Here is a 14,930-nt window from a genome sequence, read left to right on the forward strand (position 1 = left end):
TGGTGAGTTCGCTTGGTTTAGGTCAGATCAGAGATCGGAAATCGGGGGGCGGTCAGTTCAGCTCGAAGCCGATCGGCTGCTGCGCCGTGACGGCGACGGCGCGGCCGTTGTCCATATAGGGCTTGCAGCGCATGGCCTGCACGGCTTCGACCGCGGCCTGGTCAAGGCGCGACGAGCCGCTCGACGACACCACGGCGGTCTTCACGACCTTGCCGCTTTCATCGGTGGTCAGCCGCACCACGGTCTTGCCGGTCTCGCCCATGCGGCGCGACTGGGAAGGATACTTCGGTTGCGGCGGCGTGCACTGGATCTCGCCGATGCCGACGGCACGCGGCGCGGCCGATACCGGCGCCGGAGCGGGCTCGGGCGGTGCCGGAGGCGCCGGCGGGGCCGGCGGCGCTTCAGGCGCCGAAGGCGTCGGCGGCAGGTCGGCGACCGGCTGCGGCGCCGGCTTGGGCTGCGGCGGTGTCGGCTTGGGCGTGGTCACCTTGACCTGCTTGGGCGGGGTTTCCTGCTTGGGCTTAGGCTTGGGCGGCTCCGGTGGGGCCTCCTGCTTGGGCGGCTCGAGCGGAATGATGCGCGCGATGATTTCCGGCGCGATCACGGCCTCGGTGAGCTTGCGGGCCAGGCCGCTCTGGATCAGGTAAAGCAGGCCGGCGTGGAACAGCAGCACGGCGAGCGTAATCTTTAAGAAGCGTTGGTCGAACATGTGTCAACAACAAAAGTCTGCCGGCGGCGACACCTCGGCGGCCGTGCGCCGTCACTTGCGGTAGAACAGGATCAGCGAGATGCCGCAACCGACCAGCAGGCTAAGCAGCAATTCCATGATAAACGCTCCTTCAACTGGGTTGCCGTGGGAGCGCCACTCTGGGGCAGCGTGTCAGCTGCTGAGTATAAACGATAATGATTCTTATTTGTTGTGATTTGTGCGTCGCAACTGGAATTTTCCGCCCGCGCGCGTTATACCGGCAAGTCCCGGCAGCAAATCGGGAGGGGCCAATACAGTTGAGTCAAGCGCGCTGGCACGCCATCGCACCGCGCCGCACCGTACCGCGCCTCGGTGCCCCAGGCCACTCTGGCCGGCGCCGGCGGCGCACGGGCGCGCCCGCGGGGCGGGAAAGCGCGCTAGCATAGAAAGACACTGCAGACGTGGCGGTGCGCCTGTCGCGGCCCGCCATTGCGCATCGCGCGCTCGGGGACCCGTTCATGGACTTCACACGTTTTGCTGAAGATGACCGATCGACGCTGCTGCGCTCCATGCCCGGCGCATCGTCCAGCTCGGCGCTGGACTGGATGTGCGCGCAGTTCGCGTTGCGCGTGGTCTGCGCGCTGGGCCCGCGCTTCAACCTGCGCAGCAATATCAACGATGTCCTGACCGTCAGCGCGCAGGAGATGGTGTGGCCGTACGGCGTGGTGCTGCGGGTGCAGCGCTTCCTCGCCGCGCGCTGCGCCGACATGCCCGCCTGGAAGGGCGCGGCGCGCCTGACCCCCGAAGAATTCCTCGACCGCCACGGCCAGTGGAACAGCGCCTTCGACGAAAGCGCGCTGTTCTATTACCTCGACGAGTACGTCAAGCACCACGCCAAGGATATGTTTGCCGTGTTCGACGCGTCGGCCGCGGCCATTGCCCAGCGGCTCGAGGGCGAGCGCGTGCTGCTGGTGCGCAATATCGACATGCTCAGCCACGTGCTGGACCTGCCCGACCATGAGCGCAAGCTGCTGCTGTATGCCGCGCTGGCCAAGTACAAGCGCGACCTGCGCGCGGTGATGGTCGACTGCAAGGTGGCGCACAGCCAGGAGGCGTTCCAGATCCTGGCCGGCCTGACCGGCGCCGGCGCGGCCGACGTGGCGGCGTCGCTGCGGCCCGGCTCGCGGCTGGAGACGCTCAACCTGATCGAGCAGCCGCTGCCGGAAAACAGCGTGACCGACCTGGGCGACCTGATGCGGCTGTCGGACCGGCTGCTGCACGTGCTGCTCGGCAACTACGCCAACGAGGCCGAGATGATGGCGGTCTTCACCCGCCCGGCCGCGCCGCCCACGCTGACCACCGCCGACTATCCGCATGTGGAGACCGATGCCCGCTACCTGCGCGCGCTGCTGGCGAATGCCACGCGCCAGCACGCCAGCGGCGTCAACGTGCTGATCTACGGCCCGCCCGGCACCGGCAAGACCGAATTCGCGCGGCTGCTGGCGCGCGAGGCCGGCTGCGAGCTGTATGAGGTCGATTGCCTGGATCGCGACGGCAACAGCCTGTCGGGCAAGGATCGCTACCGCTCGCTGCAGGTGTCGCAGGCGTTCCTGCGCGGGCGCGCCCATACCGCGCTGCTGTTCGATGAAGTCGAAGACGTGTTCCCGGGCAGCGCGCGCGAGCTGATGAGCCTGTTCGGCCAGGAGGACACGCGCGCGTCGGTCAACGGCAAGGCCTGGGTCAACCAGACGCTGGAGCAGAACCCGGTGCCGGTGATCTGGATCTCCAATTCGATCCGGCAGATCGACCCGGCCTACCTGCGCCGCTTCCAGTTCCACCTTGAGCTGAAGATCCCGCCGCCGCTGGTGCGCGAGAACATCATCCGCAAGCACCTGGGCGGGCTCGATGTCAGCGATGCGTTTATCGCCGGGCTGGCCGCGCGCAAGACGCTGACGCCGGCGCAGGTGCAGTCGGCGGCGCGCTTTGTCGAACTGGCGCGGCCCAATCTGGAAGACCCGGTGAAAGAACCGGTGGAGGCGCTGATCCTGCGCCAGCTCGAACATGCCGACCGCGCCATGGGCCTTCGCCCGGAGGCCGAGGCGCGCCCGGTGGTCACGCACTACCGGCTCGAGAACCTGCACCTCGAGACTCGCTACGACGTGGTCAAGATCGTCGACGCGCTGCGCGTGCGCCAGCGCGGCACGCTGTGCTTCTATGGCCCGCCCGGCACCGGCAAGACCGCGCTGGCCGAGCATATCGCGGCCGAGCTGGACCTGCCGCTGATGATCCGGCGCGCCTCGGACCTGATGAGCAAGTACGTGGGCGAGACCGAGCAGCAGATCGCCGCGATGTTCGCGCGCGCGGAAGAGGACGGCGCGGTGCTGCTGCTGGACGAGGCCGACAGCTTCATGCAGAGCCGCCAGCAGGCGGTGCGCAATTACGAGATCTCCGAGGTCAACGAGATGCTGCAGGGCATGGAGCGCTTCAACGGCATCTTTATCTGCACCACCAACCTGTTCGACCGCATCGACGAGGCCGCGCTGCGCCGCTTCTCGTTCAAGATCCGCTTCCTGGCGCTCAAGCCCGCGCAACGCGTGGCGATGTTTGTCGACGAGGCGCTCGACGGCGACGCCGCCGGCCTGACCGACGCCATGCGCGCGGACCTGGCCGCGATGGACTGCCTGACGCCCGGCGACTTTGCCACGGTCAAGCGCCAGTGCGTGCTGCTGGGCGAGGCGCTGACGCCCGATGAATTCCTGGCGCAGCTGCGCCAGGAGCATGCGATCAAGCCCGAGGTGCGCGAGCACCGGCCGCTGGGCTTCCTGCGCTGACCGAAGGGGTCACCGAGGGCGCCGGTCAGAACGCCGGCGCCGGCTCGATCACCACGGTTTCCGCATCGACTTGCCGCTGCAGCAGCGCGGCCACCATCGCGCGCAGGTGCGCGGCGTCCTTGGTCGAGACAAAGCGGTCATGGCCCGCGGCATCGGGCGGCGCCGCCAGGGCATGCTCATCGAGCTTGCGCGCCAGCCGGCGCGCGACCGCGCTGCCGGTATCGACCAGCGCCAGCCGGTTGCCGGCGATGGCGCGGATCGCGCCTTCCAGAAAGGGGTAGTGGGTGCAGCCCAGCACCAGGGTATCGGCGCCGGCCTCCAGCATCGGCGTGAGATAGGCCTCCAGGCGCTCGCGCACGGCGGGCCCGACGGTCTGGCCTTGCTCGACCAGCGTCACCAGCCCCAGCCCCGCCTGGCACAGGAAGCGGCTTTCACCCTCCAGCGATGCCAGCAGCCGCGCGAACTTCGCGCTCTTGAGCGTATTGGCGGTCGCCAGCACGCCGACCACCTTGCTGCGGCTGGCTGCGGCGGCGGGCTTCAGGCCGGGTTCGACGCCGATGATCGGCACCGGCAGGCGCTCGCGCAGCAACGCCACGGCATGGCCGGTGGCCGTGTTGCAGGCGATCACCAGCGCCTTGCAGCCCTGGCCGATCATCCACTCGCAGGCCTGCAGCGTGCGCGCTTCGACAAAACGTTCGGGCTTTTCGCCGTAGGGCGCGTACTTCGAGTCGGCAAGGTACAGCAGCGGCTCGTGCGGCAGCAGGGCGCGGATCTCGCGCAGCACCGACAGGCCGCCGAGGCCGGAATCGAAGACGCCGATGGGTGCGGGGTTCACGGGGTGGGGGGTAGGAGGGTTTTCTCCCCTCTCCCGCCAGGCGGGAGAGGGGCCGGGGGAGAGGGCGGGAGCCTCGACGAAGTCAAGGCCGTCGCCTCTGCCTGGGCCGGCCCTCTCCCCCAACCCCTCTCCCGCAAGCGGGAGAGGGGAGTACTGCTTGCGGTCGGTTAAAGCGGCGAATTACAGCGCGGCAACCGGAATCTTGCCGATCTTCGCCTGCCATTCCGCCGGGCCGGTCTTGTGCACCGAGGTGCCTTCGCTGTCCACGGCCACCGTCACCGGCATGTCCTTGACCTCGAACTCGTAGATCGCTTCCATGCCCAGGTCTTCGAAGCCGACCACCTTTGCCTGCTTGATCGCCTTGGCCACCAGGTAGGCGGCGCCGCCCACGGCCATCAGGTAGGCCGACTTGTGCTTCTTGATGGCCTCGATCGCCACCGGGCCGCGCTCGGCCTTGCCGATCATCGAGATCAGGCCGGTCTCGGCCAGCATCATCTCGGTGAACTTGTCCATGCGCGTGGCGGTGGTGGGGCCGGCGGGGCCGACGGCTTCGTCGCGCACCGGATCGACCGGGCCGACGTAGTAGATCACGCGGTTCTTGAAGTCCACCGGCAGCTTCTCGCCCTTGGCCAGCATGTCGGCGATGCGCTTGTGCGCAGCGTCGCGGCCGGTCAGCATCTTGCCGTTGAGCAGCAGGGTCTGGCCCGGCTTCCACGAGGCAACTTCTTCCGGCGTCAGCGTGTCCAGGTCGACCCGCTTGGAGGTCTCGGTGTTCGGCGCCCACTCAACCTTCGGCCATTGCGACAGGTCCGGCGCTTCCAGCCTGGCCGGGCCGCTGCCGTCGAGCGTGAAGTGTACGTGGCGGGTGGCCGCGCAGTTCGGGATCATCGCCACCGGCTTGGACGCGGCGTGCGTCGGGCAGGCCATGATCTTGACGTCGAGCACGGTGGCCAGGCCGCCCAGGCCCTGCGCGCCGATGCCCAGCGCGTTGACCTTCTCGTACAGCTCGACGCGCAGTTCCTCGACCCAGTCCTTCGGGCCGCGCGCGATGATGTCCTGGATGTCGATGGATTCCATCAGCGATTCCTTGGCCATCACCATCGCCTTCTCGGCGGTGCCGCCGATGCCGATGCCCAGCATGCCCGGCGGGCACCAGCCGGCGCCCATGGTCGGCACGGTCTTCAGCACCCAGTCGACGATCGAGTCCGACGGGTTCAGCATCACGAACTTCGACTTGTTCTCCGAGCCGCCGCCCTTGGCCGCGACCTGGATGTCGACGGTGTTGCCGGGTACCACTTCATAGTGGATCACGGCCGGGGTGTTGTCCTTGGTGTTCTTGCGGCCGCCTTCCGGCGGGCTGACGATCGACGCGCGCAGCACGTTGTCGGGGTGCGTGTAGCCGCGGCGCACACCCTCGTTGATCATGTCGGTCAGGCCCATGGTGGCACCGTCCCAGCGCACGTCCATCCCCACCTTGACGAAGACCGTGACGATGCCGGTGTCCTGGCAGATCGGACGCTTGCCTTCCGCGCACATGCGGCTGTTGGTCAGGATCTGGGCGATCGCGTCCTTGGCCGCCGGGCTCTGCTCCAGCTCATAGGCGCGGCCCAGGCTGGTGATGTAGTCCATCGGGTGGTAGTAGCTGATGTACTGCAGGGAGTCGGCGACGCTCTGGATGAGGTCTTCTTGCTTGATGACGGTCATTTTGTGGGGTGGGCAGCGGTGAAACACAGCCCGAAATCATACACTGTGCCGCGGCGCTCTGCCCGGCTGCATACAGTCGTCCACAGCCGGTAATGTGCGGCAAGCGCCGCTGCCGGCGATTGCGCCGGCCCAAAAGCAAAAACCGCGGCACATGGCCGCGGTCGTTGGCGAAGCAAGAAGGTCGGCCCTGTGGGTCGCGCTCAATGCTTGGCGTGCGCGCCGGCGGGGTGGGTGACCATGCGGTCTACCCATGCCATCGCCACGGCCGACAGCAGGAACGCCAGGTGGATCGCCACCTGCCACATGATGGTATGGGTCGAGCGCTGCTCGGCGTCGATAAAGGTCTTGAGCAAATGGATCGACGAGATCCCGATCAGTGCCATCGACAGCTTGACCTTCAGCACGCCGGCGTTGACGTGGTCGAGCCATTCGGGCTCGTCGGGATGGTTGTCGATGCCAAGCCGCGAGACGAAGGTCTCGTAGCCGCCCACGATCACCATGATCAGCAGGTTGGAGATCATCACCACGTCGATCAGCCCCAGCACCACCAGCATGATCTTGTTCTCGTCGAACTCGGTCACATGGGCGAGCAGATGCCAGACCTCGATCAGGAAATGGTAGACGTAGACGCCCTGGGCCACGATCAGGCCCAGGTACAGCGGCAGCTGCAGCCAGCGCGACGCGAAGATGATGCTCGGGATCGGCCGCAGGGTCTGGGGCTGCTGCTCGGGAATCGGGTTGGAAGCCATGGCGGGGCGGGGTCGGCGAGTTGAAAATCGGCGTGGATTGTACCAAGCGCCAGTGGCACCGCTGTGTTACCAGCGGTAACCGCGGCCACGCCGCAGCGCTCAGGCCCGCGCCTGCGGCTCGGCGCCGGCTGCCTTGCCGCGCCACGCGCCGCGGGTGATCCGGCCCGGCCAGCTGGCCAGCACGATCCCCGCCAGCACGCATGCCAGCGCCACGCCGTGCGGCCAGCCCGGCTGCTCGCCCAGGAAGACGATGCCGTAGGTGGCCGCAGCCACCGGCAGCACCGAGGTGAAGACCCCGGCCAGCTGCGCCGGCACATGGCGGATCCCCTTCATCCACAGCCAGAACGAGAACACGCTGGCCGACAGCGCGTACCACAGCACCATCAGCCAGGTCTGCGCCGGCACCGCGGCGGCGTCGAAGTTCAGCAGCGGCACCAGTCCCAGCGGCAGCATCAGCAGTCCGCCGATCAGGTGCGTGTAGGCGCAGATCTCGATCGCGGCCAGTGTCTGCGTGAGCCGGCGCGACAGGATCACGTAGATCGACTCGCACACCACCGCGCCCATGATCATCAGGTTGCCCAGCCAGGCCTGGCTGCCTGTGCCGGCGCCGTGGGCATCGCCGCGGGCGATGTTGAGCACCGCGATGCCGGCCACTGCCAGCAGCACCGACACCAGCGTGCGCCGCGACAGCCGTTCGCGCAGCAGCAGCCAGGACAGCAGCGCCACGGTGGCCGGGATGGTGCTGGTGATCACGCCCGCGGCCATGGCGCTGGTCAGGCGCACGCCGTTGAGCATCAGCAGCGTAAACAGGAAGGTGCCGAAGAACGCCTGCAGGAACAGGTTCAGCCATTCCCCGCGCGACACCCGACGCATGCGCGCGGGCCGGTACCAGGGCGCCAGGCAGACGATGGCGATGACAAAGCGCAGCAGCGCGAACAGCAGCACCGGCACATGCGCGATGATCGACTTGCCGAGTCCGACGTTGCTGCCGACCAGCGCCATAGAGGCAGTCAGGAACAGCACATAGACGGGAGCAAAGACAGGAGCGTTGGCGGGCACGGGGTACTTGCCTTGGGGATGTTCCGGTCGACAGGCCGGCGGGATGCACGGGCCAGTGTCCGCGCTGGTCGGTGCGGCGCCGCGCGGCAAGGGCCGGCGTCGCATTCAGGTATCAGGCTCGCGGCATTATAGCTGTGCTAGCCTAATGGAGAAGGCTGCACTTTCGCGGCGCGCCCCCCGATTCTTCCCGCTGCAATGCAACACGTTGCAGCGCCTGATCCTGCCGGCCGCAGGGATTTATCGTCAGGTTTAAGTAAGCCGTCGGGCGTAACGTGGCAGCCAAAGCCAGTCCAAAATCAGGAGACGAGTCCATGTCCGCCATCGAATCGGTGATGCAGGAGCATCGCGTGTTCAACCCGCCCGAGGCGTTTGCCAGCCAGGCCGCCATCCCCAGCATGGACGCCTACCGCGCGCTGTGCGACGAGGCCGAGCGCGACTACGAGGGCTTCTGGGCCCGCCACGCGCGCGAGCTGCTGCACTGGAACAAGCCCTTCACCAAGGTGCTGGACGAGAGCAACGCGCCGTTCTACAAGTGGTTCGAGGACGGCGAGCTCAACGCCTCGTACAACTGCCTGGACCGCAACCTGCAGAATGGCAATGCCGACAAGGTCGCGATCGTGTTCGAGGCGGATGACGGCACCGTCAGCCGCGTCACCTACCGCGAGCTGCATGCCAAGGTGTGCCGCTTCGCCAACGGCCTGAAGTCGCTCGGCATCAGGAAGGGCGACCGCGTGGTGATCTACATGCCGATGTCGGTCGAGGGCGTGGTCGCGATGCAGGCCTGCGCGCGCCTGGGCGCGACGCACTCGGTGGTGTTCGGCGGCTTCTCGGCCAAGTCGCTGCAGGAGCGGCTGGTCGACGTGGGCGCGGTGGCGCTGATCACCGCCGACGAGCAGATGCGCGGCGGCAAGGCACTGCCGCTGAAGGCCATCGCCGACGACGCGCTGGCGCTGGGCGGATGCGAGGCCGTCAAGAACGTGATCGTCTACCGCCGCACCGGCGGCAACGTCGGCTGGACCGAAGGCCGCGACCGCTGGCTCGACGACGTCTGCGCCAACCAGCCGGATACCTGCGAGGCCGAGCCCGTCGGTGCCGAGCATCCGCTGTTCGTGCTCTACACCTCCGGCTCCACCGGCAAGCCCAAGGGCGTGCAGCACAGCACCGGCGGCTACCTGCTGTGGGCGCTGATGACGATGAAATGGTCGTTCGACATCAAGCCCGACGACCTGTTCTGGTGTACCGCCGACATCGGCTGGGTCACCGGCCACACCTACATCGCCTACGGCCCGCTGGCCGCCGGCGCGACCCAGGTGGTGTTCGAGGGCGTGCCGACCTACCCGAACGCCGGCCGCTTCTGGGACATGATCGCGCGCCACAAGGTCAGTATCTTCTACACCGCGCCGACCGCGATCCGCTCGCTGATCAAGGCTGCCGAGGCCGACGAGAAGATCCACCCGAAGCAGTACGACCTGTCCAGCCTTCGCCTGCTCGGCACCGTGGGCGAGCCGATCAACCCCGAAGCGTGGATGTGGTACTACAAGAACGTCGGCAACGAGAACTGCCCGATTGTCGACACCTTCTGGCAGACCGAGACCGGCGGTCACATGATCACGCCGCTGCCGGGCGCGACGCCGCTGGTGCCGGGCTCGTGCACGCTGCCGCTGCCGGGCATCATGGCCGCCATCGTCGACGAGACCGGGCAGGATGTGCCCAACGGCAGCGGTGGCATCCTGGTGGTCAAGCGCCCGTGGCCGGCGATGATCCGCACCATCTGGGGCGATCCCGAGCGCTTCAAGAAGAGTTATTTCCCCGAAGAGCTGGGCGGCAAGCTCTACCTTGCCGGCGATGGCTCGATTCGCGACAAGGACACCGGCTACTTCACCATCATGGGCCGCATCGACGACGTGCTGAACGTGTCGGGCCACCGCATGGGCACGATGGAGATCGAGTCGGCGCTGGTGGCCAACCCGCTGGTGGCCGAAGCCGCGGTGGTGGGCCGCCCGGACGACATGACCGGGGAAGCGATCTGCGCCTTCGTCGTGCTCAAGCGCGCGCGCCCGAGCGGGGACGAGGCCGTGAAGATCGCGACCGAACTGCGCAACTGGGTCGGCAAGGAGATCGGCCCGATCGCCAAGCCCAAGGACATCCGCTTTGGCGACAACCTGCCCAAGACGCGCTCGGGCAAGATCATGCGCCGCCTGCTGCGGTCACTGGCCAAGGGCGAGGAGATTACGCAGGACACCTCGACGCTTGAGAACCCCGCCATCCTCGAGCAGCTCAAGCAGGCGCAGTAACCCGCTGGTGATCCGGCAAGCCGGAGCCGAAACCTGAACCCGCCGCCGCGCACCCGCGCGCCGGCGGGTTTGTTACGATAGCTTCCCACCGACACGGACTGTCCCCTCATGCCCGAAGCCCAGGCGCGCTTTCGCCGACGGTTGCTGCTCTACTACGGCCTGTTCACGCTAGGGCTGTTCGGCTTCGTGGGGATGATGGGATTGCTCGAACGCTCCAACGCCGATGCGCTGTGGCTGGGCTACGTCTTCCTGTTCATCACCATCGCGATCTATGCCTGCATCGGGCTGATCTGCCGCACCTCGGACCTGAACGAGTACTACGTCGCGTCGCGGCGCGTGCCGGCGATGTTCAACGGCATGGCGATTGCCGCCGACTGGATGAGCGCGGCATCGTTCATCGGCCTGGCCGGCATCCTGTTTTCCTCGGGCTACGAAGGGCTGGCCTATGTGATGGGGTGGACCGGCGGCTATTGCCTGGTGGCCTTCCTGCTGGCGCCCTACCTGCGCAAGTACGGCGGCTATACCATCCCTGACTTTCTCGCCGCGCGCTACGGCAACGGCAAGCCCGGCGGCAACCTGCCGGTGCGCGCGATCGCGGTGCTGGCCGCCTCGCTTTGCTCGTTCGTCTACCTGGTGGCGCAGATCCAGGGCGTGGGGCTGGTGGTGACGCGCTTCATCGGCGTCGAGTTTGCCGTCGGCATCTTCTTCGGGCTGGCGGGCATCCTGGTCTGCTCCTTCCTTGGCGGCATGCGCGCGGTCACCTGGACGCAGGTGGCGCAGTACATCATGATGATCGTGGCGTTCCTGGTCACGGTGTCGATGATCGCGTGGAAGCACCACCAGGAACCGCTGCCGCAACTGAGCTACGGCACGCTGCTGACGCAGCTGGATGCCCGGGAACAGCAGCTGGAGCGCGAGCCCGCCGAACAGGCGGTGCGCGACTACTACCGGCAGCAGGCCATCCTGCTGCAGGAACGCATCGCCCGCCTGCCGGAGTCCTTCGCGCAGGAACGCGACGCGCTCGATGCGCGCCTGCAGGACTTGCGCACGCGCAATGCGCCGCTGCGCGAGATCAAGGCGCTCGAGCGCGAACGGCTGGAATTCCCGCGCGATGCCGCCGCCGCGCAGCAGCAATGGCACCAGCAACGAGAAGACGCGCTGGCACGCAGCCGCCATTCGATGTCGTCCACCGAACCCTATCCCGCGGCATCCGAGCAGGAGCGCAAGACCAAGCGCCTCAATTTCGTGCTGCTGGTGTTCTGCCTGATGGTGGGCACCGCCAGCCTGCCGCATATCCTGACGCGGCTCTACACCACGCCCTCGGTCAGGGAAACGCGCAACTCCGTGGCGTGGGCCGTGTTCTGCATCGCCTTGCTCTATGTTTCGGCACCCACGCTCGCGGCGCTGGTGAAATACGAGTTCTTCGAGCACCTGGTCGGCACCCCGTACGCCGACCTGCCGCAGTGGGTAGTGCAATGGCGCAAGGTCGATCCACCGGTGTTCGGCATCCGCGACGTCAACGGCGACGGCATCGTGCAATGGGCAGAAATCCTGCTGCAGCCCGACATGATCGTGCTCGCCGCCCCGGAAATCGCCGGCCTGCCGTACGTCATCTCGGGGCTGATCGCCGCCGGCGCACTGGCCGCCGCGCTATCGACGGCGGACGGCCTGCTGCTGACCATCGCCAACGCGCTCTCGCACGACGTCTTCTATCACATGGTCGACCGCCAGGCGAGCCACCAGCGGCGCGTCACCACCGCCAAGATCGTGCTGCTGGGCGTGGCACTGTTCGCCTCGTACGTCACATCGCTGCGGCCCGGCAATATCCTGTTCCTGGTCGGCGCCGCCTTCTCGCTGGCGGCCTCCAGCTTCTTCCCGGTGCTGATCCTGGGCATCTTCTGGCGCCGCACCACCGCCGCCGGCGCCGTCGCCGGCATGGTCGCCGGGCTCGGCGTGGCGGTGTACTACATCTTCGTCAACTATCCCTTCTTCACCCGCATGACCGGCATCTTCGGCAACCGCTGGTTCGGCGTCGACCCCATCGCCTCCGGCGCCTTCGGGGTCCCGGCCGGCTTCGCGGTCGCTATCGTGGTCAGCCTGCTGACGCCGCGCAACGCGCCGGTGATCGACCGGCTGGTAACCTACCTGCGCAAAGGGTAGGGCAGGGTGGTGACGAGGTACTGGATTCAACCTGCAACTCTGCTATAATCGCGGACTTCCCGGAGAGATGGATGAGTGGTTTAAGTCGCACGCCTGGAAAGCGTGTATGGGTTAATAGCCCATCGGGGGTTCGAATCCCCCTCTCTCCGCCAGAACACTGCGCAAGACCATGCAAAGCCGTCCGTTTTTCGGGCGGCTTTTTTGTTTCCGGGTGGTCAGCGGCTTAGAGCGTGTCTGAGCAAGGGCTGCCGATTTACACCCGTCCCGGTTATGCTCTCGCCTCATGACCGACCTCACCCCCCGTTTTGAAATCCGCCCCGCCTTGCCCTCCGACGCGCAAGCCGTGGAAGCGATCCTGATCGACACCTACCTCGGCACCTGGAAGCCGCAACTGACGCCGGCCGCCGCCGACGCCTTCGAGCAGCAAGGCAAGACCCGCAGTTACGTCGAAGCACGCTTGCAGGAATTCCACGTTGCCTGCGTGAACGGTGTGCCGGCCGCGATGGTGGATTGGGAAAACAATTTCATCTGGGCGCTGCATGTCGGCCCGGCCTGGCAGCGGATGGGGCTGGGCGGGGCGCTGCTGGCGCATGCGGAAGCCGGGATTGCCCGCGCCGGGCATCGCGAGGCGAGGCTGGAGACGGATACGTTCAACCAGCAGAGCCGCGCCTTCTATCGGCGTCAGGGCTATGCCGAGATCGATTTCTATCCCGACGAAAGCTGGGACAGCGGTTTTACCACGGTGCTGCTGTCCAAGGCGCTGGCGCCAGTCTGAGCCACGGGCGACGGGCGCCTTGCCGGGCTCATGCGTAGATTGCATGACCTTGCCGGGCGGCCCGTGAAAGAATCGGGCATCTCTTTCGAACTGCCCCCAGGCATCCCATGTCCGACCCCATCGTCCACCTCAACGGCACCCTGACCCCGCTCTCCGAGGCCCGCATCCCAGTGCTGGACCGCGGCTTTATCTTTGGCGACGGCATTTATGAGGTGATCCCGTACTACCACGGCAAGCCTTTCCGCGGCGCGCAGCACCTGGCGCGGCTGCACCGGAGCCTGGAGGGCATCGGCATCCCCGACCCGTACAGCGCCGCGCAGTGGCTGGAGCGGGTCGGCGAGGTGGTCAAGGCCAACGGCCTGTCGGATCAGCTGGTCTATATCCAGGTAACCCGCGGCGTGGCCAAGCGCACGCATGCGTTCCCGAAGGAGGTGGTGCCGACGGTACTGATCATGACCAATCCGATGGCGCTGCCGTCGGCGCAGATGGTCGAGCAGGGGGTTGCGTGCGTGACCATGGAAGACCGGCGCTGGCTGAATTGCCAGATCAAGTCGACCTCGCTGCTTGGCAACGTGCTGGCGGCGCAGCATGCGGTGGAGCAGGGGGTGACCGAGGCGATCCAGTTCCGCGACGGCTGGCTGACCGAGGCCTCGGCGTCGAACGTGTGGGTGGTGCGCGATGGCCGCGTGTCGGCGCCGCCCAAGGACAACCTGATCCTGGAGGGCATCCGCTACGGCTTCATGGAGGAAATCTGCGAGGCGATGGGGATTGCGCTGGAGTCGAGCCGGATCGCCAGGGATGAAGTCTTCGCCGCCGACGAGGTGCTGCTGTCGTCGGCCAGCAAGGAGTTGCTGCCGGTGGTCAGCATCGACGGCCGCCCGATCGGCAAGGGCGTGCCGGGGCCGGTGTTCACGCGCCTGTACGCCGCTTACCAGGCGGCCAAGGCGGCGTTGTAAGGGCCTGCAAGGCTTTCCCGTCGCGTGCTAGGATGCGTTGGGATTCAGCCAGGAGTCAGTCATGGCCAAGCGTGACCGCGGCCGGCGTGCCTTGCAGGACGAGGTCGGCCGGCGTATCCAGCAGATCGATGAAATCGGCGAAGACGGTGCCAGGATCCGCGTGCCGTCACCGCAGCCCCATCCACGCGACGCGCGCGGCCGCAACTGGGACATGGCCTTCGACAATCTGCACGGCTATGCCGCCAGTGTGCGCGCGGTGGTCGACAAGGTGCGCGACGAGTTCGACCTGAACGAGGCGCTGGAGAATCGCGCACCCAATCCCTTCGGTGACTGAGCCGGCGCGCTAGTCCACCGCGCTAGTCAACCGAAACGATGATGGCGACGCGCCGGTTCTCGGCGCGTCCCGCGGCGGTGCGGTTGTCCGCCACCGGGCGGCTCTTGCCCAGCCCGCGTACTTCGATATTGTCCCGCGCAAAGCCGGCATCGGCCAGCAGCCTGGCCACGGCCTCGGCGCGCCGCACCGACAGCGACTGGTTGTATTCCGCCGGGCCGGCATCATCGGTATGGCCGTCGACGCGCAGGCGCTCGATTCCCACGCCGCTCAGCGCCCGGCCGAGCCGCTGCACGTTGGCGGCGCGGTCCCCTTCGATCAGGTCCTCGTTGAAACCGAACAGCACCTTGTCGGTGAGGCCCAGTTCCCAACCCTCGCTGGTCTGCATGAAACCCTCCTGCTGCAGTACCGCCAGCTGTGCCGGCGACAGGCGGCCGGCGGGCGGCGTGGTCTGGCAGCCGGCCAGCGCCAGGCTGGCAAGCGTGACAGCCGCCAGCCAGGCTTTCCATCTGATTGTGTGTGTTGTCGGGGGACTGCTTGCAAACATG

12 protein-coding genes and 1 tRNA gene are annotated in these 14,930 nt (G+C 67.1%); 7 read left to right on the forward strand and 6 right to left on the reverse strand.

Annotation, left to right across the window (positions count from 1 at the left end; translation table 11 throughout):
- Positions 1–52: 52 nt before the first annotated feature.
- On the reverse strand, positions 53–709 hold the full coding sequence (locus tag C7416_RS05785; protein ID WP_092309549.1) for an energy transducer TonB: 657 nt from the start codon (positions 707–709) through the stop codon (positions 53–55).
- 497 nt (positions 710–1,206) lie between these two features.
- Here C7416_RS05785 and C7416_RS05790 point away from each other — a divergent pair, with 497 nt between their 5' ends.
- Positions 1,207–3,519: an AAA family ATPase gene (locus C7416_RS05790; RefSeq protein WP_111518074.1), complete on the forward strand. Its 2,313-nt coding sequence runs from the start codon at positions 1,207–1,209 to the stop codon at positions 3,517–3,519.
- Positions 3,520–3,544: 25 nt separating this feature from the next.
- Here the strand turns inward: C7416_RS05790 and murI are convergent, their stop codons facing one another.
- The 4 genes from murI to C7416_RS05810 form a co-directional block, all read right to left on the reverse strand.
- Positions 3,545–4,354 carry a glutamate racemase gene (gene murI / locus C7416_RS05795; protein WP_111517574.1) on the reverse strand — a complete coding sequence of 270 codons (810 nt, stop codon included), beginning with the start codon at positions 4,352–4,354 and terminating at the stop codon, positions 3,545–3,547.
- 180 nt (positions 4,355–4,534) lie between these two features.
- Positions 4,535–6,058, reverse strand: coding sequence for a fumarate hydratase (locus tag C7416_RS05800; RefSeq protein ID WP_062800814.1), 1,524 nt, complete (start codon positions 6,056–6,058; stop codon positions 4,535–4,537).
- Positions 6,059–6,258: 200 nt separating this feature from the next.
- The gene (locus C7416_RS05805) at positions 6,259–6,807 is read right to left on the reverse strand and encodes a TIGR00645 family protein (protein WP_062800812.1); all 549 of its coding nucleotides are present in this window, start codon (positions 6,805–6,807) and stop codon (positions 6,259–6,261) included.
- Positions 6,808–6,906: 99 nt separating this feature from the next.
- Positions 6,907–7,866, reverse strand: a complete 960-nt coding sequence (locus C7416_RS05810) for a DMT family transporter (RefSeq protein WP_111517575.1) — start codon at positions 7,864–7,866, stop codon at positions 6,907–6,909.
- A 311-nt stretch (positions 7,867–8,177) separates the two neighbouring features.
- Here C7416_RS05810 and acs point away from each other — a divergent pair, with 311 nt between their 5' ends.
- From acs to C7416_RS05840, 6 genes are all read left to right on the forward strand, one after another.
- Entirely contained in the window at positions 8,178–10,160 is a 1,983-nt protein-coding gene (acs, locus tag C7416_RS05815; protein ID WP_111517576.1) for an acetate--CoA ligase, read from the forward strand.
- 108 nt (positions 10,161–10,268) lie between these two features.
- Complete coding sequence (locus C7416_RS05820; RefSeq protein WP_111517577.1) at positions 10,269–12,320, forward strand: VC_2705 family sodium/solute symporter; 2,052 nt, start codon at positions 10,269–10,271, stop codon at positions 12,318–12,320.
- A 61-nt stretch (positions 12,321–12,381) separates the two neighbouring features.
- Positions 12,382–12,472 (forward strand) — tRNA-Ser (locus C7416_RS05825).
- 131 nt (positions 12,473–12,603) lie between these two features.
- Positions 12,604–13,095 carry a GNAT family N-acetyltransferase gene (locus C7416_RS05830; RefSeq protein WP_111517578.1) on the forward strand — a complete coding sequence of 164 codons (492 nt, stop codon included), beginning with the start codon at positions 12,604–12,606 and terminating at the stop codon, positions 13,093–13,095.
- 107 nt (positions 13,096–13,202) lie between these two features.
- Complete coding sequence (locus C7416_RS05835; protein ID WP_111517579.1) at positions 13,203–14,051, forward strand: D-amino acid aminotransferase; 849 nt, start codon at positions 13,203–13,205, stop codon at positions 14,049–14,051.
- A gap of 61 nt (positions 14,052–14,112) precedes the next feature.
- Entirely contained in the window at positions 14,113–14,385 is a 273-nt protein-coding gene (locus C7416_RS05840) for a hypothetical protein (protein WP_111517580.1), read from the forward strand.
- Positions 14,386–14,407: 22 nt separating this feature from the next.
- On the opposite strand, the gene yfiB is transcribed toward C7416_RS05840, so the two are convergent.
- Complete coding sequence (gene yfiB, locus C7416_RS05845) at positions 14,408–14,929, reverse strand: outer membrane lipoprotein YfiB (RefSeq protein ID WP_111517581.1); 522 nt, start codon at positions 14,927–14,929, stop codon at positions 14,408–14,410.
- Position 14,930 lies beyond the last annotated feature (1 nt).

The organism is Cupriavidus phytorum (assembly GCF_003254285.1).
Lineage (GTDB): Bacteria > Pseudomonadota > Gammaproteobacteria > Burkholderiales > Burkholderiaceae > Cupriavidus > Cupriavidus phytorum.

Bases quoted from the DNA above. Each gene is read 5' to 3' on its own strand.
- C7416_RS05800 (WP_062800814.1), bottom strand. From the start codon at position 6,058: ATGACCGTCATCAAGCAAGAAGACCTCATCCAGAGCGTCGCCGACTCC.
- C7416_RS05805 (WP_062800812.1), bottom strand. From the start codon at position 6,807: ATGGCTTCCAACCCGATTCCCGAGCAGCAGCCCCAGACCCTGCGGCCG.
- C7416_RS05830 (WP_111517578.1), top strand. From the start codon at position 12,604: ATGACCGACCTCACCCCCCGTTTTGAAATCCGCCCCGCCTTGCCCTCC.
- C7416_RS05835 (WP_111517579.1), top strand. From the start codon at position 13,203: ATGTCCGACCCCATCGTCCACCTCAACGGCACCCTGACCCCGCTCTCC.
- C7416_RS05785 (WP_092309549.1), bottom strand. From the start codon at position 709: ATGTTCGACCAACGCTTCTTAAAGATTACGCTCGCCGTGCTGCTGTTC.
- C7416_RS05790 (WP_111518074.1), top strand. From the start codon at position 1,207: ATGGACTTCACACGTTTTGCTGAAGATGACCGATCGACGCTGCTGCGC.
- yfiB (WP_111517581.1), bottom strand. From the start codon at position 14,929: ATGTTTGCAAGCAGTCCCCCGACAACACACACAATCAGATGGAAAGCC.
- acs (WP_111517576.1), top strand. From the start codon at position 8,178: ATGTCCGCCATCGAATCGGTGATGCAGGAGCATCGCGTGTTCAACCCG.
- C7416_RS05840 (WP_111517580.1), top strand. From the start codon at position 14,113: ATGGCCAAGCGTGACCGCGGCCGGCGTGCCTTGCAGGACGAGGTCGGC.
- C7416_RS05820 (WP_111517577.1), top strand. From the start codon at position 10,269: ATGCCCGAAGCCCAGGCGCGCTTTCGCCGACGGTTGCTGCTCTACTAC.